Annotated in this window: 23 protein-coding genes and 2 tRNA genes; 11 read left to right on the forward strand and 14 right to left on the reverse strand. The window is 71.8% G+C overall.

The features are described from left to right. Positions 1-164: 164 nt before the first annotated feature. A tRNA-Ile gene (locus IEZ24_RS09720) sits at positions 165-238 on the reverse strand. 213 nt (positions 239-451) lie between these two features. On the opposite strand from IEZ24_RS09720, the gene IEZ24_RS09725 reads away from it, so the two are divergent. Genes IEZ24_RS09725 through IEZ24_RS09735 form a run of 3 tightly spaced genes read left to right on the forward strand, consistent with a single transcriptional unit; the run spans position 452 to position 3,993 of the window. Then, entirely contained in the window at positions 452-1,900 is a 1,449-nt protein-coding gene (locus tag IEZ24_RS09725; RefSeq protein WP_165355960.1) for a DUF1800 domain-containing protein, read from the forward strand. A 1-nt stretch (position 1,901) separates the two neighbouring features. Then, entirely contained in the window at positions 1,902-3,200 is a 1,299-nt protein-coding gene (locus tag IEZ24_RS09730; RefSeq protein ID WP_129453465.1) for a DUF1501 domain-containing protein, read from the forward strand. A 40-nt stretch (positions 3,201-3,240) separates the two neighbouring features. Continuing rightward, on the forward strand, positions 3,241-3,993 hold the full coding sequence (locus IEZ24_RS09735) for a PIG-L deacetylase family protein (RefSeq protein ID WP_129453466.1): 753 nt from the start codon (positions 3,241-3,243) through the stop codon (positions 3,991-3,993). A gap of 4 nt (positions 3,994-3,997) precedes the next feature. Here the strand turns inward: IEZ24_RS09735 and IEZ24_RS09740 are convergent, their stop codons facing one another. The 5 genes from IEZ24_RS09740 to dnaG all read right to left on the reverse strand — a co-directional run bounded on the left by IEZ24_RS09740 (position 3,998) and on the right by dnaG (position 8,467). Continuing rightward, on the reverse strand, positions 3,998-4,831 hold the full coding sequence (locus IEZ24_RS09740) for a hypothetical protein (RefSeq protein ID WP_129453467.1): 834 nt from the start codon (positions 4,829-4,831) through the stop codon (positions 3,998-4,000). 103 nt (positions 4,832-4,934) lie between these two features. Further along, complete coding sequence (locus IEZ24_RS09745) at positions 4,935-5,651, reverse strand: GAF and ANTAR domain-containing protein (protein WP_165355961.1); 717 nt, start codon at positions 5,649-5,651, stop codon at positions 4,935-4,937. A gap of 274 nt (positions 5,652-5,925) precedes the next feature. Further along, positions 5,926-6,001, reverse strand: a tRNA-Asn gene (locus IEZ24_RS09750). Positions 6,002-6,053: 52 nt separating this feature from the next. Beyond that, positions 6,054-6,566, reverse strand: a complete 513-nt coding sequence (locus tag IEZ24_RS09755; protein WP_207206691.1) for a hypothetical protein — start codon at positions 6,564-6,566, stop codon at positions 6,054-6,056. Then, positions 6,566-8,467: a DNA primase gene (gene dnaG, locus IEZ24_RS09760; protein ID WP_129453469.1), complete on the reverse strand. Its 1,902-nt coding sequence runs from the start codon at positions 8,465-8,467 to the stop codon at positions 6,566-6,568. The genes IEZ24_RS09755 and dnaG overlap by 1 nt, the downstream gene beginning before the upstream one ends. Before the next feature lie 149 nt (positions 8,468-8,616). On the opposite strand from dnaG, the gene IEZ24_RS09765 reads away from it, so the two are divergent. Genes IEZ24_RS09765 through IEZ24_RS09775 form a run of 3 tightly spaced genes read left to right on the forward strand, consistent with a single transcriptional unit; the run spans position 8,617 to position 9,671 of the window. Beyond that, positions 8,617-9,024 (forward strand): phage holin family protein, encoded by a 408-nt coding sequence (locus IEZ24_RS09765; protein ID WP_129453470.1) that lies wholly within the window; start codon positions 8,617-8,619, stop codon positions 9,022-9,024. Beyond that, positions 9,017-9,268 (forward strand): DUF3618 domain-containing protein, encoded by a 252-nt coding sequence (locus IEZ24_RS09770; RefSeq protein ID WP_129453471.1) that lies wholly within the window; start codon positions 9,017-9,019, stop codon positions 9,266-9,268. Before IEZ24_RS09765 ends, IEZ24_RS09770 begins: the two co-directional genes overlap by 8 nt. Positions 9,269-9,314: 46 nt before the next feature. Beyond that, positions 9,315-9,671: a YtxH domain-containing protein gene (locus IEZ24_RS09775; RefSeq protein ID WP_191192844.1), complete on the forward strand. Its 357-nt coding sequence runs from the start codon at positions 9,315-9,317 to the stop codon at positions 9,669-9,671. Here IEZ24_RS09775 and IEZ24_RS09780 read toward each other — a convergent pair. The 6 genes from IEZ24_RS09780 to IEZ24_RS09805 form a co-directional block, all read right to left on the reverse strand. After that, positions 9,668-10,984 (reverse strand): deoxyguanosinetriphosphate triphosphohydrolase, encoded by a 1,317-nt coding sequence (locus IEZ24_RS09780; protein WP_129453472.1) that lies wholly within the window; start codon positions 10,982-10,984, stop codon positions 9,668-9,670. The genes IEZ24_RS09775 and IEZ24_RS09780 overlap by 4 nt on opposite strands. A 61-nt stretch (positions 10,985-11,045) precedes the next feature. After that, positions 11,046-11,882 carry an SH3 domain-containing protein gene (locus tag IEZ24_RS09785; protein ID WP_129453473.1) on the reverse strand — a complete coding sequence of 279 codons (837 nt, stop codon included), beginning with the start codon at positions 11,880-11,882 and terminating at the stop codon, positions 11,046-11,048. Between the two features lie 281 nt (positions 11,883-12,163). Continuing rightward, entirely contained in the window at positions 12,164-13,306 is a 1,143-nt protein-coding gene (dusB, locus tag IEZ24_RS09790) for a tRNA dihydrouridine synthase DusB (RefSeq protein WP_129453474.1), read from the reverse strand. Between the two features lie 37 nt (positions 13,307-13,343). Then, positions 13,344-13,973, reverse strand: a complete 630-nt coding sequence (locus IEZ24_RS09795) for a hypothetical protein (protein WP_129453475.1) — start codon at positions 13,971-13,973, stop codon at positions 13,344-13,346. A gap of 89 nt (positions 13,974-14,062) precedes the next feature. Further along, on the reverse strand, positions 14,063-15,475 hold the full coding sequence (locus IEZ24_RS09800; protein WP_129453476.1) for a glycine--tRNA ligase: 1,413 nt from the start codon (positions 15,473-15,475) through the stop codon (positions 14,063-14,065). A gap of 70 nt (positions 15,476-15,545) precedes the next feature. Next, entirely contained in the window at positions 15,546-15,887 is a 342-nt protein-coding gene (locus IEZ24_RS09805) for an antibiotic biosynthesis monooxygenase family protein (RefSeq protein WP_129453477.1), read from the reverse strand. A gap of 47 nt (positions 15,888-15,934) precedes the next feature. On the opposite strand from IEZ24_RS09805, the gene IEZ24_RS09810 reads away from it, so the two are divergent. Beyond that, positions 15,935-17,479, forward strand: a complete 1,545-nt coding sequence (locus IEZ24_RS09810; protein WP_129453478.1) for a sensor histidine kinase — start codon at positions 15,935-15,937, stop codon at positions 17,477-17,479. Here the strand turns inward: IEZ24_RS09810 and IEZ24_RS09815 are convergent. Further along, positions 17,448-19,001 carry a TRAP transporter substrate-binding protein gene (locus tag IEZ24_RS09815; protein WP_129453479.1) on the reverse strand — a complete coding sequence of 518 codons (1,554 nt, stop codon included), beginning with the start codon at positions 18,999-19,001 and terminating at the stop codon, positions 17,448-17,450. The genes IEZ24_RS09810 and IEZ24_RS09815 overlap by 32 nt on opposite strands. A gap of 66 nt (positions 19,002-19,067) precedes the next feature. Next, complete coding sequence (locus tag IEZ24_RS09820; protein ID WP_129453480.1) at positions 19,068-19,934, reverse strand: alpha/beta fold hydrolase; 867 nt, start codon at positions 19,932-19,934, stop codon at positions 19,068-19,070. A gap of 113 nt (positions 19,935-20,047) precedes the next feature. Here IEZ24_RS09820 and IEZ24_RS22320 point away from each other — a divergent pair, with 113 nt between their 5' ends. Genes IEZ24_RS22320 through IEZ24_RS09840 form a run of 4 tightly spaced genes read left to right on the forward strand, consistent with a single transcriptional unit; the run spans position 20,048 to position 24,199 of the window. Then, positions 20,048-21,706, forward strand: coding sequence for a sensor histidine kinase (locus tag IEZ24_RS22320; protein ID WP_129453481.1), 1,659 nt, complete (start codon positions 20,048-20,050; stop codon positions 21,704-21,706). Beyond that, positions 21,691-22,335 (forward strand): response regulator, encoded by a 645-nt coding sequence (locus IEZ24_RS09830; protein WP_129453482.1) that lies wholly within the window; start codon positions 21,691-21,693, stop codon positions 22,333-22,335. The genes IEZ24_RS22320 and IEZ24_RS09830 overlap by 16 nt, the downstream gene beginning before the upstream one ends. Positions 22,336-22,376: 41 nt before the next feature. Then, positions 22,377-23,387 (forward strand): metal ABC transporter substrate-binding protein, encoded by a 1,011-nt coding sequence (locus IEZ24_RS09835; RefSeq protein WP_129453483.1) that lies wholly within the window; start codon positions 22,377-22,379, stop codon positions 23,385-23,387. Next, on the forward strand, positions 23,384-24,199 hold the full coding sequence (locus IEZ24_RS09840; RefSeq protein WP_242498374.1) for a metal ABC transporter ATP-binding protein: 816 nt from the start codon (positions 23,384-23,386) through the stop codon (positions 24,197-24,199). Before IEZ24_RS09835 ends, IEZ24_RS09840 begins: the two co-directional genes overlap by 4 nt. Position 24,200 lies beyond the last annotated feature (1 nt).

A 24,200-nucleotide genomic window follows, 5' to 3' on the forward strand; every position in this document is an offset into this window, starting at 1 on the left:
CACAGCCAGCACGGCCCGATACCGCTGCTCGGTCACGCTCAACTCCCTCATCTGGGGAGTGTCACCAATCAACCGGAGTAGCTGTCACCCATCACCCGAAGATGTGTGACGCATCAACCGAAGGCCGAACGTCACCCATCAGGCGAAGCAATACAAGGTTCTCGTAGGGCGGGTGGGGCTCGAACCCACGACCCAAGGATTATGAGTCCTCTGCTCTGACCGACTGAGCTACCGCCCCTCGAGGCGAGACCCTAGGCGATGGCCACGTCCATCTCGTACATGCGCTCCACCACCCGGAAGCCCAGGGTCGTGTTGGTGCGGTTCAGGTCTAGGTCACCGGTCGGGACGGCTCGCTGCGGCAGCACGTGAAATCGTCGTTCGGCTTCTCGCCCGGGGTGCGGCGTGGGACAGTGTGGCGTCTCGGAATCGGCTCGGGTGCGGGAGGACCTCGGTGGCCAAGGATCGTTCTGCCCTGCTGTCCCCCTCGCAGCGGCACCTCGTCACACGCTTCGGCTACGGCGTCGACGCGACGCTCGCGCGCGACGTACGCCGGGCCGGTGGCGCGTCGGCGTGGTTCGAGGCGCAGCTCACCCGGCCCCGGTCGTTCCCGGACGCGCCCGCCGAGGCCGTGCGCCGGTGGTGGCCCGACCTTGACCGGAAGCCGTCCGACCTGTGGCAACGGCAGGTGCAGGAGGTCCGTGGCGGCTGGCAGGTGATGGAGGACTACGGCCGGTGGCTGCTGGTGCGCCGCATCCGGACGCGGCGGCCCGTGCTCGAGAAGATGACCGAGTTCTGGGAGGCCATGCTCCACGTGCCGGTCAGCGGTGACGCGCACTTCACGTGGCGGGCGGACTACGGGGACACGATCCGGCGCCACGCGCTCGGTCGCTTCGACCAGCTGCTGCTGGAGACGGCCACCCACCCGGCGATGCTGATCTTCCTGTCCGCGGCCACGTCGACGAAGCGCGCACCCAACGAGAACCTCGGCCGCGAGCTGCTCGAGCTGCACACCCTGGGCGCCGGCAACTACAGCGAGGACGACGTGAAGGCGTCCGCGCGGATCCTCACCGGCTGGCACGTGGACCTCTGGAAGACGTGGGCGCGCTCCTACGTCGAGGAGGACCACTGGACCGGGAAGGTCGAGGTCCGCGGCTTCACGCACACCAACCGCAAGGCCGACGGTCGCGCGGTCACCCGGGAGTACCTCCGCTACCTCACGCACCACCCCGACACCGCGCACCACGTGTGCGAGCGGCTGGCGACGAAGTTCGTGCGCGACGACCCGCCGCGTGCGCTGGTGAAGCGGCTCGCGAAGGTCTACCTCGCGAACGACACCGCGATCGTCCCGGTGCTGCGGGCGCTGGTCGACAGCAAGGAGTTCCGGGCCTCCGCCGGGAAGAAGCTGCGCGACCCGAGCGAGGACGTGGTCGCGACCTACCGCGCGCTCGGCGTGGGGGTCGGCCGACCCACCCGCAACGACTCCGGCGCCAACGCGATGCTCTGGCAGGCCTCGGGCCTCGGGCTCTCCCCGCACGCGTGGCCACGACCCGACGGCAGCCCGGTGACCGACGACGTCTGGGCCTCCCCCGCCCGCGCCCTCGGCTCGATGAGCATGCACTGGTCGATGGCGGGCGGGTGGTGGCCGTCGCACGGCCTGCGCTACCGCGAGCCGAAGGCGTGGGTGCCGGCGAAGAAGCCGATCCGGTTCAAGGACCTGGTCGACGAGGTCAGCCGCGACCTGCTGCACCGACCGGCCTCGAAGCGGCTGGTCGAGACCGCGTGCCTGGCCACCGGCTGCAAGGCCAGGGAGAAGATCGACCGCGAGCACGGGCTCTACCAGTGGGGCTTCCCGCGACTCCTGGCTGCCGTCCTCGACTCCCCCGACCACCTGGCGTGCTGACATGACGACTCCTGAGACCACCGCCCCCGGCCGCGCTGCCCGCTCCTGCGGTTGCCCGGACTACGACGAGGCGCGCCTGGCGCTGAGCCGGCGCCAGCTCGTGGGTACCGCCCTGGCCGGCGGCGCCGTCGCCCTCGGTCCCTCCCTGGCCGGCGCGGGCCCCCGGGCGTACGCCGTCACCGGCCGCACCGCGAAGGCGCTCGCCTCGTCCGGCGGCTCCGTGCTGGTGCTGCTGTCCCTGCGCGGCGCAGCCGACGGCCTCTCCCTGGTCGTGCCCCACGCGGACCCCGCCTACTACGCGGCCCGGCCCCGGATCGCCGTCCCGGCGGCGTCCCTGCTCGCCGCGGACGCGATGTTCGGCCTGCACCCGGCCCTCGCACCGCTGCTGCCGATGTGGAACGCCGGCACCCTCGCCGCGGTCCACGCCACCGGGATGCCCACCCCCAACCGCTCGCACTTCGCGGCGATGGAGGCCATCGAGGACGCCGCGCCCGGCTCGACCGAGCGCAACGGCTGGCTCAACCGGCTGCTCGGAGAGCTGCCCGGCACCTCTCCGCTGCAGGGGACCGCGATGGGCAACCAGGTCCCGACCTCGCTCTTCGGCACCAACCCCGCCTTCGTCGTCAACCGCGTCGACAACGCCAAGGTCTCCGGCACGGAGGAGGACGGGCGGCGGCTCGCCTCCCTCAAGCACGCCTGGACCGGCAGCAGCCCGATGAGCCGTGCGGTGCGCGACGCCATCTCGGGCGCGGAGACCTTCGGCCTCGCGCGCGACACGTCGGCTGGCATCCCCACGCCGGCGTACCCCGGCACGAGCCTGGGCAAGGCGCTCTCCGACGTCTCGCGCATCGTCCGCTCGGGCGTCGGCGCCGAGGTCATCACCGTCGACCAGGGCGACTGGGACATGCACACCGACGCGGGCACGCTCGAGTGGGGAGAGATGAAGCGCAACGCCGGCGACCTGGCCTCCTCGATCGCCGCCTTCTTCACCGATCTCGGCCCCGCCGCCGACCGGGTCACCCTGGTCACGCTCAGCGAGTTCGGCCGGAGGGTCAAGGAGAACGACGACTACGGCACCGACCACGGCTTCGGCAACGTCATGTTCGTCGCCGGCGCCGGGGTCAGGGGCGGTCGCTACCACGGCTCGTGGCCCGGCCTGCAGGACACCCTCGACGGCGACCTGCTCGTCACGACCGACTACCGCAGCGTGCTGACCGAGGTCGTCACGAAGCGGTTCGGCGTGTCGGTCGCCCAGGTGTTCCCGGGGTTCGCCCCGCAGGCCGTGGGCGTGATGGCCTGAGGGGCAGACACGCCGCTCGCTGCGGTGCCATGCTCGGGCCATGAGCGACGAGCGCCCCACTCCCCCGTCCTACGAAGCGCTCCCGGAGGACTGGGAGAGCGCCCTCTTCGTGGTCGCCCACCCCGACGACATCGAGTACGGCGCCGCCGCTGCGGTGGCACGCTGGACCGGCCAGGGCAAGCGGGTCGTCTACTGCATGGTCACCAGCGGCGAGGCCGGGATCGACGGGATCCACCCCGACGAGTGCGGTCCGCTGCGCGAGGCCGAGGAGATCGCGTCCGCGGCGGTCGTCGGCGTCGACGAGGTGGTCTTCCTGCGCCTTCCCGACGGGATCCTCGAGTACGGCGTGGAGCTGCGGCGCTCGATCGCGCGGGTCGTGCGCGAGCAGCGCCCGGACGTCGCGATGACCATCAACTTCCGCGAGACCTTCGGCGGGACGAACCTCAACCAGGCCGACCACATCGCCGTCGGCAAGGCGCTCCTCGACGCCGTGCGCGACGCCGGCAACCGGTGGGTCTTCCCGGAGCAGCTGGTCGACGGCCTCGAGCCGTGGGGCGGCGTACGGGCCGTGTGGGCGGGCGGGTCGCCGCAGGCGACGCACGCGGTCGACGTCACCGACACCTTCGGGGCCGGTGTCGCCTCGCTCGAGGAGCACAGGGCCTACATCGACGGCCTCGGCTGGGAGGGATGGGACCCCGAGGAGTTCCTCGACGGCATCCTCCGCGGCGGTGGCCAGGGCCTCGGTGTCACGCATGCAGCCACGTTCGAGGTCTTCCCGCTCGGGTGGGGCTGAGCGGCTAGCGACCGAACCGGCGACGGGGCCTCCTCGGCTCGCGCTGGCCGGCACCCGCGAAGCGGGCACCCACCAGCGGGGGTGACGCGTGCCGGGCCGGCTCGACCACCTCCTCCACGCCGTGCTGGACGCCCTCGTCGACGGGGTCGTGGTCCGCGGCTTCGGGGTCGAACTCGGTCGGGACCGCCGAGAGGTCGTGGTCGGCGAGGATCGCGCGGACCTCGTCGATCACCGCCAGGAGCTCGTCGTCGCTGGTCACGCCCGCGTAGGTGACGAGCGCGTGGCGCCCCAGCGAGGCCCCGACGACCGCCCCCTGCTCGAAGTGCAACCGCATGAACCCGGTGGCGTGCTGGTCCTCGAGGGAGCGCAGGATCGCGAGCATCCGGTTGCCGACCTCGGCGAGGTGGTGCAGGTCGCAGCGATCCCCCGCGGCGGCGATCACCCGGGACCCTGCCGTGACGACCGAGCTCCAGCGGACCCCGTCGACCGACATGGTGCGGTCGACGCAGTGCGCGACCGCAGACGGGGTGTCCACGGCGCCGACGACCATGAAGGTCGGCACGACGCGCGGCTCGAGCCGGCGCAGCGACGCCCGGTAGGTGCCCTCGCCCGCGGGGGTCCAGGTCACCCCCACCGAGAGCCGGTGCCCGCCGTAGGCCTCCAGGACGCGCAGGTCGCCGCCGTCGACGAGCTCGCCCATGCGACGGGCCAGGCGACCGGTGTAGGGAAGGGCCGCCGCGAGTGCGCCCGACGCCCCGTCGTCACCCACCACCGTGCCGTCCGGGCGTACGACGAAGTCGACACCCACGCCGCCGGCGTCCGGCTGCTCCACGCTCATGGGCCCAGCCTGTCGCAGCGTCGGGACGCTTCCGGTCGGCGTAACGCACAGTTCACACGCCGGCGCGAAAGCGTTACGCCCCGGCAATCCGGGCCGCCGACGCCTACCCTGGCTGTGCTGCGGGAGGCTGGTCGGCCGCACCCGGCAGGGTGCCGGTGTCCACGACGTGCTGCGCGACGGCGAACAGCTTGATGTTCTGCTGGGACGAGAGCCGCTTGAGCACGGCGAACGCCTGCTCGGAGGTCAGGGCGAACCGCTCGCGCAGGATCCCGGTCGCCTCCCCGATCAGCTGGCGGCTGCCCAGGGCGGTGTGCATCTGGTCCTGCGCGACAGCCGCGCTCAGGGCCACCGCCGCATGTGCGGCCACCACGAGGCCGTCGAGCTGGTCCGCGTGGTCGAAGGCGCCGGGCTCGTAGGCGTAGAGGTTCAGCATCCCGAGGCTCTCGGCGTCGACGAACAGGCGGAAGCCGAGGTAGGCCCGGACCCCGGTCTTCTCGGCCACCTCCGTCCCCCAGCGCGGCCACGGCGCGTCCCGGCTGAGGTCGGCGACCGAGATGACGTCGACCGTCCGGTGACCGCTCATGGCCGGGCCCTCGTCCAGGGCGTGCTGCAGGTCGTCCATGGTCTGGAGCGAGTCGTGGGTGTGGGCACAGGTGTCGTCGCGACCCGGGCGCAGCACGCAGACCCCGGCGACGTCGCAGGGACCGATCAGCTCGACGGCCATCGTCGCGACGCGCTCGAGCGCGTCGGCCGGGTGTCGCGTCTCGGACATCCCACGCGCGGCATCGGCCAACCGGCGCCCGAACTCGTGACGATCCATCCTGCAGCCTTCCCTCCCAATGGGCGACGCACGCATCGTATAGAGGCGGGCCGCACACGGGAGGAGGCGGACGTGCAGACGGCCCGGGTGGCCGCTTCTTGACCACCCGGGCCTGAGCCCCTGTGAAGTCGCGACGTCGCAGGGACCTGAGGGCGCAGTACCCGGATGACGCACGCCGATCCGCTGATTCCCGCACGAAGTCGCCTGTGGGGGTGCACCGACCCGGAAATGACGACCGCCTCCGACCTGACGTGCAGGTCGGAGGCGGTGTACGTGGCTCCCCCGGTTGGACTCGAACCAACAACCCTCCGGTTAACAGCCGAATGCTCTGCCAGTTGAGCTACAGGGGATCGCTTGTGCAGCGAGGCGAAACCTTAGCAAGCCTCGTCACCGCGGGGGAAATCAGGGCAGACCCACGTCGCGCTGAGCCAGCTCCAGGGCGTCCCGGGCTGCCGCGCGCACGGCCGGGTCGTCGGGATCGACGCCCTCGTCGTACTCGTAGACCCAGTGGACGGCACCCGAGCCGGAGGGGGCGCGGCGCGCGATCACGCGCAGGCCGCGACGGTGCGCAACGGCGACGTGGCGCTGGAGGACGATGCTGGCGGTCACCCGCTCGTGGACCAGCTCGAGCAGGCGGCCGGGGTCGGTGAGGGTCGCCGTGTGCACGGGACGCTGCTCCCCCCACGAGCCGACCTCGGAGAGCTGGAACGCGTCGGTGTCGCGGTCCCAGCCGGCCGCCTCCACCTGCTCCCACGGGACGCGCCGGGTCTCGCCGTCGCGCTCGAGGTAGAACGCGTCGCGGGTCCCGGCGAGCACGGCGCCGTCGGCCGCGACGGTCGCTGCGAGGACCTTCTCGCGAGGGCCGACCGCGATCTGCGGGACCGGGTGGCGCCTCCGCCAGCTGATCGGGACCATCAGGAGTGTCCTCCGGGCTGGGCGACTGCGCCCTCGCGCAGCTTGCGGCGGTGCTGCTCGAGCATGACGAGCTCGCCGAACATGCGGTTGTAGTCGAGCGCCTGCTCGACCGGGTTGGTGCGCTGCAGGCGTGCCTTGACGTCGGCGATGCGGCGGGACGTGGTGAGCTCCTGGAGCCGGTAGACGTAGGCCACGGCGAAGGTCGGGTTGGGGTCGGAGGTGCCGCGGACCGGCTCGACGCCGAGCTCGGTGACGGCAGCGACCACGGCCGGGTCGGTGGCCGCACCGCGGACCCGGCTGGCCCAGCCGGGGTCCTCGGCGCCGGCAGCGGGCCCGCCCGCGGCCGTCACGGCCTCCCACACCCCCTGGAACGTGGGGTGGGTGAAGTCGGCGGCGGTCACGTGCGCGGTCGTACGACCCACGCCGGTCGGGTGCTGGATGACGAGCTTGAGCAGCTCGCGCTCGATCTGGAAGCGCGGGTCGGACAGGCTCGGCAGGGCCGGCCGCGTCGGCTGCGGAGGTGGGGGGGTCTCGGCGGCGCGGGCCGGTCGGCGCTCGTCGGACCGGGCCGGGCGGTTGGCGGCCCGTCGCACCTCTTCGCGGACCTGGTCGAGGTCGACTCCCACCATGTGCGCGAGCTCGCGGGAGAACGTCTCGACCTTGGTCCTGTCACGGATGCTCGCCACCAGCCCGGCGGCGTCGCGCAGGGCGTCGACGCGACCGTCTGCGCGGTCGAGGTCGTAGCGGGTGAGGATGTTGTCGAGGGCGAAGCGGTAGAGGGGCTGGCGGCTCGCGACGAGCTCGCGGACCGCCTCGTCGCCCTCCGCCAGCCGCAGGTCACAGGGGTCCATGCCCTCGGGAGCGACCGCGACGTAGGTCTGGGAGGCGAACACCTGGTCGCTCTCGAGGACCTTCATCGCGGCCTTCTGGCCGGCGGAGTCGCCGTCGAAGGTGAAGATCACCTCGCCACTGGTGGTGTCGTGGTCGCCCAGGAAGCGGCGCAGGACGCGTGCGTGGTCGGTGCCGAAGGCCGTGCCGCAGGACGCGACCGCGGTCTTCACTCCGGCGAGGTGGCAGGCCATCACGTCGGTGTAGCCCTCGACGACGACGGCCTGCTGGGCGTCCTTCATCGCGGAGCGGGCGAGGTCGATGCCGTAGAGCACCTGGCTCTTCTTGTAGATCGCGGTCTCGGAGGTGTTGAGGTACTTGGCCTCGATGCGGTCGTCGTCGAAGATCCGACGGGCACCGAACCCGATCGTGTCGCCGTTGGCCTCGCGGATCGGCCACACCAGCCGGCCGCGGAAACGGTCGTAGTGGGAGCGACCGTGCGCGACGAGCCCGGCCGCGACCGACTCCTCGTCGGTGAACCGGCGCCCGCGCAGGTGGCGGGTCAGCGCCTCGCCGTCGCGCGGGGCGAACCCCACGCCGAACATCGTGGCGGCGGCCTGGTCGAACCCGCGCTCGTGCAGGAACTGGCGCGCGACCACGGCGTCGCGGCCGGCCAGCTGCTCGGCGTAGAACTCCTGGGCGACCTTGTGGGCCTCGATGAGCCGGCCGCGGGCCGGGCCGCGGGGGCGTACGGGCTCGTCGTCGCCGTCCTCGCGCCGGAGCTGGACGCCGTACTTCTCCGCCAGCCGCTCGACCGCCTCGGTGAAGGTGAGGCCGTCGACCTTCATCAGGAACGAGATGACGTCCCCGCCCTCGCCGCAGCCGAAGCAGTGGAAGAACTGGCGAGCCGGGTTGACGTTGAACGACGGCGTCTTCTCGTCGTGGAACGGGCAGAGGCCCTTGAGCGACCCGCCGCCGGCGCGCTTGAGGGTGACGTAGCCGGACACCACGTCGTCGATCCGCGCCTTCTCGCGCACCTCGGCGATGTCGTCGTCGCGAATCCGGCCTGCCACGCCGGGGAGTCTACGGGCGCGCTCCCACGAGCGGCCGGGAGTCTCCACATCCCCGGCCATCGCCTCGCGGTCACCGCCGCTGGGAGGGCGGCCACCCCTTGGGGCGTACGCCGCTGGTGCCCGTCCGGCACGTCTGCGAAGGTCGAGGAATGACTTCTCAGCACGGAGCGCCGGAGAGTCAGACTCTCGGAGCACTCATCCACCAGCTGTCCCAGCAGATCCCCGAGCTGATCCGCTCGGAGATGCGCCTGGCCCAGGCGGAGGTCGCCCAGAAGGGCAAGCGGGCAGGGGTCGGCCTCGGCATGTTCAGCGTCGCCGGCCTCCTCGCGTTCTTCGCCCTCGCCGCGTTGGTCACCACCGCGATCCTCGGCCTCGCGAACGTCGTCGACGCCTGGCTCGCCGCCCTGATCGTGGCGATCGTGCTGCTCGCCGCGGCGGCCGTGGCCGGCCTGGTCGGGAAGAACAAGGTGGCCGAGGCCGCCCCGGCCGCACCCGACCGGGCGATCCAGGGCCTCAAGGAGGACATCGCGACGGTGAAGGGAGACCACCATGGCTGAGAACAAGACGCCCGAGGAGCTCGAGGCCGAGATCGCGATCCAGCGCGAGCAGCTCGCCGGGACCGTCGACGAGCTCGCCGCCAAGCTCGACGTGAAGTCGCAGGCGCAGCAGAAGGTGGCCGCGCTCAAGGACTCCGCGACGACCGACGACGGACGCCCGCGCAACGAGGTCCTCGCCGCGGCCGGCTCGCTCGTCGCGATGGCCGTGGTGCTGATCCTGTGGCGACGCCGCGCGAACCACTGACCGACCACTGATCGACCACTGACCCAACAGGGAAGGGAGACCCCCCATGAAGAAGCTCATGCTGCTCGTCGCCGGAGGTGTCGGCTACGTGCTCGGCACCCGGGCCGGACGCGAGCGCTACGAACAGATCAAGAAGACGGCGATGCGCGTCAAGGAGGACCCGCGGGTCCAGGAGAAGGCGCACCAGGCCGCCGACGTGGTGAAGGAGACCGCGCAGCAGAAGGCGCCCGTGGTGAAGGACAAGGTCGCCTCGGCCGCCAGCGCCGCGGCCGACAAGGTGACTCCGTCGGGCCACGGCGGCCACCGGTCCGACCAGTCCGACCAGTCCAACCTGGAGGGCCAGCTGCACCCCGACAGCACCGCACGTCAGGACAACCCGTACCCGCAGGGCGACCTGCCCTAGCCCGGGTCCCGATCCCCGCGTGGCGCTCGCCTCTCGACCCCCGAAGAGGCGAGCGCCGCGTGGCGTGCGACGGCGCTGGCGTCGGTGAGGGACGCGACCTGGTCGATGACCACGCGCCGACGACCGGCGTCGTCGAGGGCGGCGTGCCAGTCCTCGACGAAGACCGGGTCCAACCCGGCGACGCCGTGGGCCCACAGTGCCTCGACCAGCTCGGCGACCAGCTGGCGCTGGCGCTCCATGAGGGCGACGCGGTCGTCGGCCTGCATGACGTAGAGGGCGGCGATCCCCTTGAGCACGCCGATCTCGACCTCGGTCGCGGTGGGGACCACGAGGTCGGCGCGGTGCCGCACCGGGGGCTCTCCCGCCGTCGCGGCCAAGGTGGCCTGCTGCACGCTCCCGCAGAAGCGCCCGACGAGGTCGCTGGTGAGGTTCTTGATCGCGGCGAGCGCCCGCCGGCTGCCGTCGTAGGCAGAGACCGGCCAGCTCTCCATGGCACGCAGGTCGGCCAGCGCCGCGTCGAGTGTCGCGTCGTCCGCACCGGGCAGGTACCAGGACCGGACGGTCTCCCAGAGCGCGTCGCGGTCCAGGCGGGTGAGGTCGAGCCGGCCGGCCACGATGCCGTCCTCGACGTCGTGCACCGAGTAGGCCACGTCGTCGGCCAGGTCCATGACCTGCGCCTCGAGGCAGCGACGGCGGCCGTCGACACCGGTGCGGAGCCAGTCGAAGACCCGGCGGTCGTCGTCGTAGACGCCGAACTTGACCACCACGCGCGGCGTGCCGTCGGCGTGGACGCCGTGCGGACCCGAGGCCTCCGTACGGCTCCAGGGGTATTTCGTGCAGGCGTCGAGCGTCGCGCGGGTGAGGTTGAGGCCCACCGAGCGGCCGTCGGCGTCGAAGGTCTTGGACTCGAGCCGCGTGAGCAGCCGCAACGTCTGCGCGTTGCCCTCGAACCCGCCGCAGTCGCCGCTGAGGCCCGCGAGCGCCCGCTCGCCGTTGTGCCCGAACGGCGGATGACCCAGGTCGTGGGCCAGCGCCGCCGTCTCGGCGATGTCGGGATGCGTGCCGATCGCCCGGGCGAGGTCACGGGCGACCTGCGCGACCTCGAGGCTGTGCGTGAGCCGGTTGCGGACGAAGTCGTCGGTCTGCGGGCCGACCACCTGCGTCTTGGCCGCGAGGCGTCGCGAGGCCGCGGCGTGGACGACGCGCGCCCGGTCGCGTTCGAACGCCAGGCGTACGGGGGCGTCGACCCGCTTGGGCGGCTCAGGGACGAGGCGCTCGCGCGCCGCCTCGTCGTACAGGTCCTCGATGCTCATCGGCCGGTCAGCCTAGCGAGCCCCGAGGACGTCGCGGACGACGCGGCCGTCCGCGGGTGCGTCAGTAGACCGTGACGTGGACGTGGTCGTAGTGGTTGGCCGTGACCGACCCGCGGTCGGACATCCCGCGCCAACCCTCGCCGGCACGCTCCACGGACCAGATGTTCTGGGCGTAGATGATGTACTCGATGCCGAGGGCGGAGTAGTTGGCCCGGAGGAAGTCGGCGATCGCCCAGCCGGTCTCGCCGCTGACCATGATGTCGATGGCGCGGCCCTGACCGTGGTCGCCGTCGCCGCGCCACGTGCCGTAGCTGGTGACCTGCGGCCAGTTGGAGCAGACCACGTCGTGGATCTCGTAGAGGGTCGCGCGGCCGGCGTCGATCGAGGAGCCGTTGGAGCACGCGCCGCCGAGGCTCGGGCCCTCGGGCTCCTTGGGCTCGGGCTTCGGCTTGTCCTGGCTGAGGTAGTCGGAGGTGACCCAGCGCGACTGGCCGTCGATGACGACCTGGGTGCGTCCGGCCTGCTCGCGACCGGTGACGGCCACCTGCTGGAGGGCGTCGACCAGGCCGAGCTTCTCGGACTTCTCACCGGGACCGGACCAGAGGTTGAGAGCCTCCGTGGTCCAGACCTTGGCGTCGAGCTTCTTGGCGAGGCGGCGAGCCTGCTTGTCGATGCTGAGGTCCTTGCGGGCGGCCGCCTCCGCGCGGGCCGCGGTGCGGATCTGCGAGCGCGAGACCGTGGTCTGGCGGCTCTCGCTGCGGCGGCTCAGGGCCGTGCTGTTCGAGGCGGCGCCGGAGATCGACTGCGAGGTGCTGCTGGAGGAGGCGAGGAGGTCCTCACCGGACGTCGCGGGCTCTGCCGCGAGGACGCCCATGGTCACGGCCGAGAGCGTCGCCACGACGGCGAGGGGGGCGGCGACCTGGACGGATCGGGGGATGGACTTCTGACGAGGGCTAGCAGGGGTTTCCCGCTTGTGGCGATGCTGAGCCACAGCGCTGATCCTTTGCATTTGCTGACGGGGGACGTGCGCCGATCCACGAGCCCGGAAACAGGGAGGGGCTCGTGCCCACGTCGACGCGATCCACGAGTGAAGCACAGGATTCTCGGCCTGTCCCAATTCTCCACGGTAAAAACGCGCGTGTTCCGGCTCACCCGGTGCGGATGGACGCGCCGGCGCCGTCAGCCCCCGGTGGTCTCGTCGGCGTCCTCGCGCAGGTGCGAGCCACGCCCGTCGGTGTCGTCGAGCCACCCGTCGGGGAGCACCACCTTCTTGCGGGGAGCACCCTGCCTGCCCCGCGGCGTGCCGAGCTCGCGCTCGGGGAACGGGGCGGCGTCGTCGAGGTCCTCGAGGAGCTCGTCGAGGCTCGCCAGCGAGTCGACGAGGGCCAGCCGGTGGCGCAGCTCGCCGCCGGCCGGGAACCCCTTGAGGTACCAGGTGATGTGCTTGCGGAACTCCTTGCAGCCGCGCTCCTCGCCCATGTGCTCGGAGAGCAGCTCGGCGTGCCGGCGCATCATCGCCTTCACCTCGCCGAGCGTGGGCAGGGTGGCGACGTCCTCGCCGTGGAAGGCCGCCGCGAGGTCGCGGAACAGCCAGGGGCGGCCGAGGCAGCCGCGACCGACGACGACGCCGGCGGCACCGGTCTGCTCGACCATCCGCAGCGCGTCGGCGGCCTCCCAGATGTCGCCGTTACCGAGCACGGGGATGTCGACGTGGTCGACCAGTGCGCCGATGGCCTCCCAGTCGGCCTCGCCGGAGTAGGCCTGCTGGACCGTGCGCCCGTGCAGCGCGATCGCCGCGATCCCGCTCTCCTGCGCGATCCGGCCGGCGTCGAGGTAGGTCAGGTGGTCGTCGTCGAGGCCCTTGCGGGTCTTCATCGTGACCGGCACGTCGTAGGGCGTGGCGGCCGCGACGGCGTGCTCGAGGATCTCGCCGAGCAGCCCGCGCTTCCACGGCAGTGCTCCCCCGCCGCCCTTGCGGGTCACCTTGGGCACCGGGCAGCCGAAGTTGAGGTCGACGTGCGCGACGCCGTGGTCGGCGCAGAGGATCTCGACGGCCTTGCCGATGTAGACGGGGTCGGTGCCGTAGAGCTGCACCGACCGCACGGTCTCGAGCTCGTCGAAGACGAGCATCTTCTTCGTGGTCTCGTCGCCCTCCACGAGACCACGGCTCGTGATCATCTCGCAGACGTAGAGGCCCGCACCCTGCTCGGCGCAGAGCCGTCGGTAGGCGGCGTTGGTGATGCCGGCCATGGGGGCCAGGACGACCGGGGTGTCGACGTGCACCGACCCCAGGGTCAGCGAGTCGGGCAGCGCGGCGGTCACGTCCCCATTGTCGAACCCCGGCGCGCCCCGGCCCAAATCAGCCGCGACCGCGCTTCTTCGCGTCCTTGCGCTGGCGTACGGGCTCCTCGACGTCTCCGGTCCACGTGATCGGGTCGTAGCCCTCGGTCGGCTCGAAGACCAGGTCGCGGACCCGCCCACCGTCGGGCACGAGGTAGACCAGGCACATCTCCTGCTCGGCGCCGGGCTCGAACGGGACCGGCAGCGGCCCGCTCTGGCAGGCCGTGAAGTCGCCGCCCAGGGTCCACGGGGCGCCGAGGGTGCCGTCGGTGTCGCGGAGGTAGAGCGGCACGTCCTGCCCGCCGAGGTCGGTCTCCCCGACGTTGGCGAGCGTGACGGTCACGAAGTAGGGCCGTGCCGCCGCCATCGACTCGTCCCGGGTCCACCCGTCGAAGACCGACTGCCGCTGCTCGGCGACCGTGACCACGGTCAGCTCGAGCTCGCCGGCGAGGTCCTGGGTCGGCTGCCAGGCGAGCACCGCGGAGTCACCGAAGTCGAGGTCCGTGCCGGGCTCGGTGCCGGTTGTCGTCCCGCTGGTCGCAGTGGGCGTGGGCGACTCCGACTCGGCGGCGGGCGGCTCGGGGCTCGTGCACGCGGACAGGACCAGCGCCGCTCCCAGCAGGACGGTCACGAGCAGGGTGCGCCGCATGGCGACATCATCCACGCTCAGGCGGACGCACCGCCATCACAGGGTGGTTTCGAGGCTCGCTGCGCTCGCACCTCGACCGCCGAGGTCGCTCAGCAGCCGACGAGCTTCTCCGCGAACCAGCGCGTGATGCCGTCGAGGCTGACCCGCTCCTGCGACATGGTGTCGCGTTCGCGGATGGTGACGGCGTTGTCGTCGAGGGTCTCGAAGTCGACCGTCACGCAGTAGGGGGTGCCGATCTCGTCCTGGCGGCGGTAGCGGCGGCCGATCGCGCCGGAGTCGTCGAAGTCGACGTTCCAGTTCTGGCGCAGCTCGGCGGCGAGCGCCTTGGCCTTGGGCGACAGGTCGGCGTTGCGGCTCAGCGGCAGCACGGCGACCTTGACCGGCGCGAGGCGCGGGTCGAGCTTGAGCACGACGCGCTTGTCGACGCCGCCCTTGGTGTTGGGCGCCTCGTCCTCGGTGTAGGCGTCGATGAGGAAGGCCATCAGCGAGCGGGTGAGCCCGGCCGCGGGCTCGATGACGTAGGGGACGTAGCGCTCGTCGGCGGCCTGGTCGTAGTAGGACAGGTCCTTGCCGGAGAACTCGCTGTGCTGCTTGAGGTCGAAGTCGGTGCGGTTGGCGATGCCCTCGAGCTCCTCGAAGTCACGGCCCGAGAACCCGAAGCGGTACTCGATGTCGGTCGTGCCCTTGGAGTAGTGGGAGAGCTTCTCCTCGGGGTGCTCGTAGTGGCGCAGGTTGTCGGGGTTGATGCCGAGGTCGACGTACCACCGGGTGCGCTCCTCGATCCAGTAGCGGAACCACTCGTCGTCCTCGCCCGGCTTGACGAAGAACTCCATCTCCATCTGCTCGAACTCGCGGGTGCGGAAGATGAAGTTGCCGGGGGTGATCTCGTTGCGGAAGCTCTTGCCCATCTGGGCGATGCCGAAGGGCGGCTTCTGGCGGCTCGAGGTCACGACGTTGGCGAAGTTGAGGAAGATGCCCTGCGCGGTCTCGGGCCGCAGGTAGTGCAGGCCCGACTCGTCCTCGATGACGCCGAGGTAGGTCTTGAGCATCATGTTGAAGTTGCGGGGCTCGGTCCACGCGTTGCGGGTGCCGCAGTTGGGGCACGCGATCGACTCGTTGATGTCGACCGAGTCGGGGTCCACCGGCTTGTCGGGGGTGCCCTTCTTGCTCGCGTAGTCCTCCTGGAGGTGGTCCTCGCGGAAGCGCTTGTGGCACGACTGGCACTCGACCAGCGGGTCGCTGAAGGTGCTCAGGTGGCCGCTGGCCTCCCACGTGCGGGTCGGCAGGATGACGCTGGAGTCGAGGCCGACGACGTCGTCGCGGCGGGTGACCATCGACCGCCACCACTGGCGCTTGATGTTCTCCTTGAGCTCCACACCGAGCGGGCCGTAGTCCCAGGCCGAGCGGGTGCCGCCGTAGATCTCGCCGCAGGGGAAGACGAAACCCCGGCGCTTGGCGAGGGAGACGACGTTGTCCAGGGCGGTGGGAGCGGGCTTGGCCACGGTGCAGTCCTTCAGGAGGTCGGGCCGGCTGGCTGCCGGCTCGGGCGGTGCTTCGGAGTGGGGCGAGCGGTCACCCTATCGACCGTGGCCGGGCCTCGTTGAGGTCGGTCCCCTCCTCGACCACCTCGTACGCGCTGGGCTCGTCGACCGCGTGCACCATCAGCGGCTGGATGTGCATCTTGCCCTCGTAGGAACCCAGCGCGCGGCGGTAGGAGCCGACGTTCTCCCAGCGCGTCGTGAGCACCCACAGTCCCGGGTCGTCGACGTTGCGGCCCACGTCCCCCGAGACGTAGCCCGGCTTCGCGGCGAGGATGGCGAGGGCGCGCAGGAGGCCGCGTCGGAGCTCGTGCTCCGCGGCGGCGTCGGGGCCGGCTGGGCCGGAGGGCGTACGGAGGCGGGTGACGACGAGCACGGGGCGAAGCCTACGTAGTCCGGGGGGCCGACGTGGCACACTCGATCATGACGTCCCTCGTCCGGCGCGCAGCAGCAGCTCTGGTCGTGGCTGCCGGTGCCGTGCTCGTCGTCACCACGTCCCACGGCAGCACGCCGACGGGTTGGCTCGTCCTCGACGCCGTCGTCGGTCTGGCACTCGGGCTCGCTGCGGTGGTCAGCGGTGGCCCGCTGGTCCCGCGAGTCCTGCTCGGCCTCGCTTCGCTCGCATGGTCGAGCGCGACCCTGTGGCCTGCACTGCTCTGGCACCAGGGCCTGCTCCTCGCCGCCCTGCTCCTCCTGCTCCCGGCAGGCGTCCGGTCGGGGCCCGCCAGGGTCGCGGCACTGGCCGGTGCCCTGGCGGTCGGCACGGGGTGGGGTGGGCAGGCCTTGGCGGCGCTCGTCGCCCTCGTCTCGGCCGTGGCAGTCGTCGCGGAGGACACCAGGTCGCGTCGTGCAACCCCACGCACCTGGTACGCCGCGGCGGCCGCGCTCGCGATGGCCGCTGTGTGGGGCCTGTCGTGGGCCGGTCAGCGCTGGTTCCCCGATGACTTCGACCCCTTGGCGAGCTTCGCCGCCTACGCCGCGGTACTGCTGGCACTGGCCGCCGGCTTCGTCGTCGTGGACCAGGCGGAACGACGGTCCAGAGGTCGCCGCCTCGCCCGCGCACTCGACGCGTACGACCCCGCTGCCCCCGATCCGTCCCGGCTGCTGGAAGCGGTCTTGGGTGAGGCACTGGGGGACGACGGCCTGGTGCTCGCCGTGGGCGTCGACCTGGCAGTGCGGCCGGGAGAGGGCGCGGACCTCCTCGTCGTGACCGACCCCGAGACCGGCCGAAGACGCGCAGCGGTCGCGAGCCGCTCCCCCGCGCTCGACGACATGGAGGTGCGGCGCCGGGTCGTCGAGGTGCTCGAGCTCGTGGCCACCGACGTCGAGCTGACCGAACGCCGCCGCGAGCGGGTCCGCGAGCTGGAAGCTGCGCGGCGGCGGCTGCTCCGCGTGACCGACGAGGAACGTGGACGTGTGATGGAGCTGCTCGGGGTCGAGGTGGTCCCGCGCCTCCGGACCGCCCTTCACCACCTCGACGAGCTGGGCGGTCATTCGTCCGAGCTGACGCCCGTCCGGGAGGACCTGCGCAGGATGGAAGGAGCACTCGCAACCCTGGTCGCAGGTCATCCGCCGGCGGGGCTCGGGGACGGCGCGCTGCCCGACGCCGTACGAGAGGTCGTCGCGCGGCTGCCGCTGGACGTGACGGTCAGGGTGCTGGGCGATCCGCGAGGCTCGAATGCTGCCGAGACGGCACTCTTCTACGCGTGCTGCGAAGGACTCACGAACGTGGTCAGGCACGCCGCCGCTGAGCACGCCACTGTCTGCCTGGCAAGCGAACCGGACGACCTGGTGCTCCGGGTGGAGGACGACGGACGTGGAGGGGTGGACCCGGCTGGGAACGGCCTGCGCGGTCTGGCGGACCGGATGGCCAGCCTCGGCGGGGAGTTGTCCGTCGCCATGGGCCCGGGCGGCGGCACGGTCCTGGTGGCGAGGGTCAATCGATCCGCGTCCACGGTCCCGCAATGAGGTCGATGCTCGGCTCGAGGTTCGTCCGGAGGTCGGAGAGGACCAGGGTGCCGTCGTCGTACTGCCAGGTCACCTCGCTGACGACGCTCGGGTAGCAGGGTTCGCGGTCGGACGGGCGTTCGGGCCACGTGCAGTCGGTGAGTGCCTCTTCCCGCTCGGGGTCGTGGACGAACCATGCCGTGTCGCCGCGACCGGTGACGCGACCGACCTCGCGCGGGTTGAAGTCGAAGCCGTCGGGAAGACGACTCGCGAAGTTGCAGTCGTTGCTCATCACCCCGGACAAGGGGGTGCAGTCGATGGCATAGGTGCCGTCCCTGATGGTCAGGGTCCACGATCCCGACCAGCCGTCGACCCGAGGCCCGATCCCCGTTGCCGCCAACATCCCGGTCGTCAGCCTGGAGCGGTAGACGCCGTCGGGGATCCCGACCTCGTCGGTCGGAACCCGCTCGAACTGTGCGTGCTCGATCACCGGCGCCTGGACGCACGACTCCGGCTCGAGGGTGTCGGTCTCCTGCTGGTCCCCCATGACCTGGAGCTCGGCGAGGACGGGATCGACCGCCAGGTCTGCCAGGACGGGCGCGACCGCCTCGCGGAGCCGGGCCACCTGCTGCCGGCTCGCCAGGTGGACCTCCATGCCGTCGCGGCACAGGAGCTCGACGACCCTGTCCTCGTCGTACGATCCCTCGACGGACGCCCGCGATGCCCGCGCGGCGGCATCGTCGACCCACGCCCGCTCCTGCGTGGTCAGGTCGTCGTACAGCTCCTCGCTCAGGCTCAGGACGTAGACCTTGGGCCACAGCACGACGTTGCCCGTGAGGTGTCCGGCCTCGATGGTCTGACCGTTCACGTAGTACTGGGCGACGTCGAACTCGACCCCGGCGAGCCTGCCCTGGGCCACGTGGCGCGTCCACTCGAACCCGGCGTGGACGGGCGTTCCGCCCCAAGCCTCGATGGCCGCGTCCTGCACGGGCGAGTTGTAGGAACGGAACCTCGCCCCGGCCCAGTCCTCCGGCCCCAGGATCGGCTCGACACCGAAGGGGCGACGCAGTGGCCCCACCGCCAGGGCGAGACCGGTCACGCCACTCCCGTCGAGCCGGCCGAGAAGGGTCGTCGCGACCTCCGACACGACCAGTGCCCGGACTGCGTCGTAGCTCGTCAGCACGAGCGGCGCTTCCACCACCTCCAGCCCGCCGACCCCCGCAGCCGCGAAGGCGCGCGTCGTCGGCCATCCACCGTCGACCTCGCCGCGGGCGATCGCCTCGACCAGCCGGCTCTCGTCCCCGGCGTTGCCGTCGCCGAACTCGTTCCGGTCGACCTCGACCCGGAACCGCCCGCCGGAGGCCTCTTCCAGTGCCTGCACGAATGCTTCGGGCCCGTGCGCCATGCCGGTGTCGTTGATGTCGTCGATGGTTGCGAGGCGGAGGACGCGCGTGGTGTTGCCGACCTTGTCCTGCGGGCCTCCCGCGGAGCAGGCCACGAGGCTCGCGGCGCACGCGAGGACGACGACGCATGCGGCCCTCATGACGTCACACGGTCGACGACACCACGGGCGGTGGCAAGCGCGGGTCCAGACCACCGCCGTCCCCCCTCACCGGTCGGCCCGGGCAATGACGTCCAGGACGAGCCCTGCGATCTCCTCGGGCACCTCCACCTCCATGAAGTGAGGTGTGTCGAGCGTGACGGTCCGCCCCGGCGACCACCGATCGACGTAACCGTGGATGATCCCCATGATGCGTGCGTCCCACTCGTCGTGGCCCGACTGGTCCCACGGGTCCTGCCCGGCGAGGGCGTAGGTCAGTGGCACGGCGGGCTCGTCACCCGCGTACCTGGAGCCGTGCTTGAGGACCTTCCAGTGGCTGATCCGCTCCGGCGTGCTGAACATGTCGTCGCGGTGCAAGCTCTTGAAGCGCTCGTCCTTGACGGGCCAGTACCGCTCGATGTCGAGCATGTCCGGCACCATCGAGTCGAGCATCACCAGGCCGACGACGTCGTCGGGGTGCTCGGCGGCGTAGACGTGAGCGAGGGTGCCGCCGAAAGAGGCTCCGAGCAGCACGAAGGGCGGATCCACCTGTGCGGCCTCGAGCAGGTTCTCGAGGTCTCGCACCATGTCCTTCGGCTGCTGGATCGCATCGACGGTCTCGCTCCGCCCGACGTTGCGTCGGTCGTACAGGCAGACCCGGGTGTGCTCCTCGAGGTGGCGGCGGATCCCGAGCGCGTTCCGGTGCGGCACCACGTCGGGGTCGAAGACCGCTCCGTGGAGGTACAGCACCGTGGGCGAGCCGGAGCCGCGACAGGTCAGGTAGAGCTCATGGCCCCCGACATCGAACATGCCGTCCACCGTCGGATCAGCGGGGGCTGCCGCCGACCGCGCCGCGGGGCTCAGCGCGACCGCCGTGGCGGCGGCCGCGAGGATCGCGATGCGTCGGCGAAGTCGGGATACGTGGGGACGCTGCATGGTTCCTCCTCGGTCGGTGTCGTCCTTGTCACCGTGCCCCGCGACGGCCAGACGCGGTACCGAGGTGGCACGGTTTCCTCGCAGCCGGACGAGCGGAGCGGCAGAATGACGGAGTGGCTGGACGCCAGGCCCTTCTTCTCGGATGGGTCGCGCTTGCCCCTGTCGCCGGACTTCCCGCCCTCTTCCTCGTCTGGGTCTCGACCGAGACCGGTGGACTCACCGGCTGGCGCTTCGCGGGCTCCTGGTCCTTGGCCGCGTTCGCCTTCGTCCTCGCAGCGGGCAGCTGGGCGGCGGTCCGCGCGCTCGTCCGTGCACGAGCGCTCGCCGCGTGGGGGATCCTGCTCCTGCTGGCCTCCTCGACCTGGCCGGTCCTGGTGGCCGCGGACGCAGTCCCGGACGCCGTCGTCCCGCTGATCATGGCCACCGGACTGCTCGTTCCGGCCGGGCTCGCGCTGATGGGCGGCGTCGGCACCAGGACGCGTGGCGTGGTCCTCGCCCTGGCGAGCGGGGCAGTCGTGGTGCACCTCGCCGCCTACCAACCTTCCCTCGACCCCGCCTGCGAGCTGAGGTGCGTCGGTCACCCTGCTCTCCTGGAGGGACTCACGATCGAAGCCGCTCGTGTCTCCTCCGCTGCCGCGGCCATCGCGGTGCTGCTGCTCCTGCCCCACGGACTGCGCGCGGGCACGTCCCTGACCGTCGGACGTGTCGTTCCACTCGCCGCTGCCCCCGCGCTGGTGATGTACGCCGCTCGCGCGACCGCCTGGGGCCCGTCGATCGCCAGCGGGCCACGACTGCTCCTGCCCCTGCTTCCGGTCCTCGTCGTGGCGGGAGCCGTGGCATGGGAACGGCTGCGGAGTCACCGTTCGCAGCGCCTGGTGACGCAGCTGCTCGAGGACCTCGCGGCGGGCCGTACGCCGGGACAGGCAGGAGCGTGGCAGTTCGCCCTTCCCGGTCGTCCCGATGCCTGGGTGGACGACGCGGGCGAACCGATCGACACGGCCCCGGCCGACGTGGACCTGGAGCTCCGTCAGGCGTCGGGCGAGGTGATCGCCCGCCGCACGGCCACGACGCCTCGCCAGTCGTCCGGCATCCGCACGACGTCGGTACGCGTAGAGGCGGCTGCCGACCGTGTCCTCGTGGAGAACCTGCGCTCGGCTGCGTTGTCGAGGGCTGACGCCCGCGATCTGGCGGCCTCTCGCCGGCGCATCGTCCAGGCTGCCGACGCGGAGGCACGTCGGATCGAGAGCGACCTGCACGACGGCGCCCAGCAGATCATCGTCGGCGCCTCGATGCACCTGGGCATCGCTGGACGAGGGTGCCAGGACGCCGGGGACCGGGCCCTGCTGGAGCAAGCGCGTGCCGAGCTCCGGCTGGCCCTGGACGGACTGCGGGAAGTGGCGCACGGCGCCTTTCCGCGCCTCCTGGTCGCTGACGGCGTCGGCGCCGCGCTGCGGGAGTCTGCTTCTCCCCCAGGCGTCCTGCGACTCGTCGAGGATGCCTGGGGGACGAACGTCCCGCTGTCGGTCGCGGTGGCGTCGTACCGCCTGGTGAGGGGCGTCGTCGATGGAGCTGACACCACGGTCTCGGTCCGCCTCCTGCGCGAGCCGGACGTGGCCCTGACGGTCGAGGTCCGAGGACGCGACGTCGACATGGACACCGACGGCCTCCAGCGCGCGGCCGACCGTGTCGGAGCGGTGGGCGGGGCGGTCCGGCTTCGCCGGCGGCACGACGGGGTCACAGTGGAGGCGGTGTTCCCGTGCGGGTCGTCGTAGCCGACGACGTCCTCCTGGTCCGCACCGGGGTGGCGCGCCTGCTGGAGGAGGTCGGGCACCTGGTCGTCGGCCAGGCGGGGGACGCGAACACCCTGGTGAGGCTCGTCGCCACCGAGTCACCTGATGTCGCGGTGGTCGACATCCGCATGCCGCCCACCTTCACCGACGAGGGTCTGCGCGCCGCCGAACGGATCCGGCGCGAATATCCCGGCACAGGTGTGGTCGTGCTGAGCCAGTACGTGGTGAGGGCGTACGCCGAGCAGCTCATGTCGCAGCCCACCGGCGGGACGGGCTACCTGCTGAAGGAGCGGGTGGTCGATCCGGTGGTGCTCGGCGATGCCGTACGAGTCGTGGGCGACGGGGGGTGCGTCGTGGATCCCGACCTGGCTGCCGCGGTGATGGACGAGGCCCGCGAGGGATCGCTCCTCGCCAGGCTGACGCCACGAGAGCGTGACGTCATGGTGTCGATGGCCCAGGGGCGCTCGAACTACGCGATCGCGGATGAGCTGGGGTTGAGCGAGCGCAGCGTGGAGTCCGTGATCGCCCAGGTGTTCGCCAAGCTCGACCTGCCCACCTCCAAGGGCGTCAACCGACGAGTGGCGGCAGTGCTGCGTCTGCTTGACCCCTGACGGTTTGACAACGATTCTCAACATCGCTGAGAATCGTTCTCATGTCGCTCGCCACCCGCCTCGTCCCCCTCACCAGCATCCTCACCGCATCCGTCCTCCTTGCCGGGTGTGGCTCGACGGACGCCGACGCGTCTGGAAGTGGTCGCCAGGCCGTCGCGTCCTTCTACCCGCTGGCGTGGGTGACCGAGCGGGTGGCGGGCGACGGGTGGACGGTCGACAACCTGACCCAGCCCGGCCAGGAGCCCCACGACCTCGACCTCACCATCGCCCAGACCGCGGCGCTCGAGAGCGCCGACCTCGTCGTGCTCGAGGAGGGCTTCCAGCCCGCCGTCGACGCGGCCGCCGAGAACACCGACGCGCCGATCCTCGACGCTGCCGCCGTGGTGGACCTGATCCCCGCGACCGAGGGGGACCACGACCACGAGGGCGAGTCCGAGGAGAAGCACGCCGGGGAGTCCGAGGCCGAGCACGCCGAGGAGGAGGGCCACGCCGAGGAGGAGGGCCACGCCGAGGAGGAGGGCCACGACGACGGCGACCTCGACCCGCACTTCTGGCTCGACCCGCTCCTGGTCGCGGACTTCGCCGACTCCGTCGCCGACGAGCTCGCCGAGGTCGACCCCGACGGCGCGCAGACGTACGCCGACAACGCCGCCGCGCTGCGGTCCGAGCTGGAGTCGCTCGACGAGGACTACACGTCGGGCCTGGCCTCGTGCGAGCGCACCACCACTGTGGTGAGCCACCAGGCGTTCGCCTACCTCACGCGCTACGGCCTCGAGTTCGAGGCCATCGCCGGCCTCTCCCCCGACGCCGAGCCGACCGCCGCCGACCTGGCCCACCTCCAGGAGGTCATCGACGCCGACGGCGTGACCACCGTGTTCTCCGAGCGCCTGGTCAGCCCGAAGATGGCCGAGACCCTCGCCGACGACCTCGGCGTGACCACCGGCGTCCTCGACCCGATCGAGGGCCTCTCGGACGAGACGTCCGAGGAGGACTACCTTTCCCTCATGCGCTCGAACCTCTCGGCACTCCAGCAGGCCAACGGCTGCTCGTGAGCCCCCACCCGTCCCCCGACGCCGCTCCCGTCACCCTCGAGCAGGTCTCCGTCGCCATCGGCGGCCGACCGATCCTGCGCGACGTCGACCTGACCGTCGGCACCGGCGAGATGGTGACGTTGCTCGGCCCCAACGGCTCGGGCAAGTCGACCCTCGTCCGCGCCGTCACCGGACTGCTCCCCCACACCCGGGGAGTGGTCCGGTTGTTCGGCACCCCGATCGAGGACTTCGGCGACTGGTCGAGGCTCGGCTTCGTGCCGCAGCGCTCGACCGCCACCGGCGGCGTGCCGGCCACGGTGCGCGAGGTCGTGGCGTCGGGGCGCGTCGGGCGACGCCGGCTGCTGCGCCCGACCAGCGCGGCGGACCGCCGCGCCGTGGAGTCGGCGCTCGAGGTGGTCGGCCTCACCGACCGGTCGTCGTACGGCGTCTCGCAGCTCTCCGGCGGCCAGCAGCAGCGCGTCCTCATCGCGCGCGCCCTGGCCGGCGAGCCCGACCTGCTCGTCCTCGACGAGCCCACCGCCGGCGTGGACCTGCCCAACCAGCAGGCCCTCGCGGATGCGCTCGGGCGGCTCAAGCGACGTGGGGCGACGATCCTGCTCGTCGCGCACGAGATCGGTCCGATGATGCCGCTGGTCGACCGGTCGGTGGTGATGCGTGACGGGCGGGTGGCCTACGACGGTCCGCCGCTGACCCAGGAGGTCGCCTCGCACACCCACCACGACCACGACGCCGGACCCGACCACGGCCCCGGCAGCCACGACCACGCCCCGCACGTGTCCTCACCCTTCGACTGGGACCGGGGGACCCCCTGAC

It is taken from the genome of Nocardioides ganghwensis (genome assembly GCF_014779655.1).
GTDB classification, from domain to species: domain Bacteria; phylum Actinomycetota; class Actinomycetes; order Propionibacteriales; family Nocardioidaceae; genus Nocardioides; species Nocardioides ganghwensis.

Coding starts and splice junctions, on each gene's coding strand:
- IEZ24_RS09815 (WP_129453479.1), bottom strand. CDS start 19,001: ATGAGGGCCGCATGCGTCGTCGTCCTCGCGTGCGCCGCGAGCCTCGTG.
- IEZ24_RS09780 (WP_129453472.1), bottom strand. CDS start 10,984: ATGAGCATCGAGGACCTGTACGACGAGGCGGCGCGCGAGCGCCTCGTC.
- IEZ24_RS09755 (WP_207206691.1), bottom strand. CDS start 6,566: ATGGTCCCGATCAGCTGGCGGAGGCGCCACCCGGTCCCGCAGATCGCG.
- IEZ24_RS09820 (WP_129453480.1), bottom strand. CDS start 19,934: ATGCAGCGTCCCCACGTATCCCGACTTCGCCGACGCATCGCGATCCTC.
- IEZ24_RS09810 (WP_129453478.1), top strand. CDS start 15,935: ATGACGTCCCTCGTCCGGCGCGCAGCAGCAGCTCTGGTCGTGGCTGCC.
- IEZ24_RS09770 (WP_129453471.1), top strand. CDS start 9,017: ATGGCTGAGAACAAGACGCCCGAGGAGCTCGAGGCCGAGATCGCGATC.
- IEZ24_RS09765 (WP_129453470.1), top strand. CDS start 8,617: ATGACTTCTCAGCACGGAGCGCCGGAGAGTCAGACTCTCGGAGCACTC.
- IEZ24_RS09745 (WP_165355961.1), bottom strand. CDS start 5,651: ATGGATCGTCACGAGTTCGGGCGCCGGTTGGCCGATGCCGCGCGTGGG.
- IEZ24_RS09730 (WP_129453465.1), top strand. CDS start 1,902: ATGACGACTCCTGAGACCACCGCCCCCGGCCGCGCTGCCCGCTCCTGC.
- IEZ24_RS09775 (WP_191192844.1), top strand. CDS start 9,315: ATGAAGAAGCTCATGCTGCTCGTCGCCGGAGGTGTCGGCTACGTGCTC.
- IEZ24_RS09740 (WP_129453467.1), bottom strand. CDS start 4,831: ATGAGCGTGGAGCAGCCGGACGCCGGCGGCGTGGGTGTCGACTTCGTC.
- IEZ24_RS09835 (WP_129453483.1), top strand. CDS start 22,377: ATGTCGCTCGCCACCCGCCTCGTCCCCCTCACCAGCATCCTCACCGCA.
- IEZ24_RS09735 (WP_129453466.1), top strand. CDS start 3,241: ATGAGCGACGAGCGCCCCACTCCCCCGTCCTACGAAGCGCTCCCGGAG.
- IEZ24_RS09795 (WP_129453475.1), bottom strand. CDS start 13,973: ATGCGGCGCACCCTGCTCGTGACCGTCCTGCTGGGAGCGGCGCTGGTC.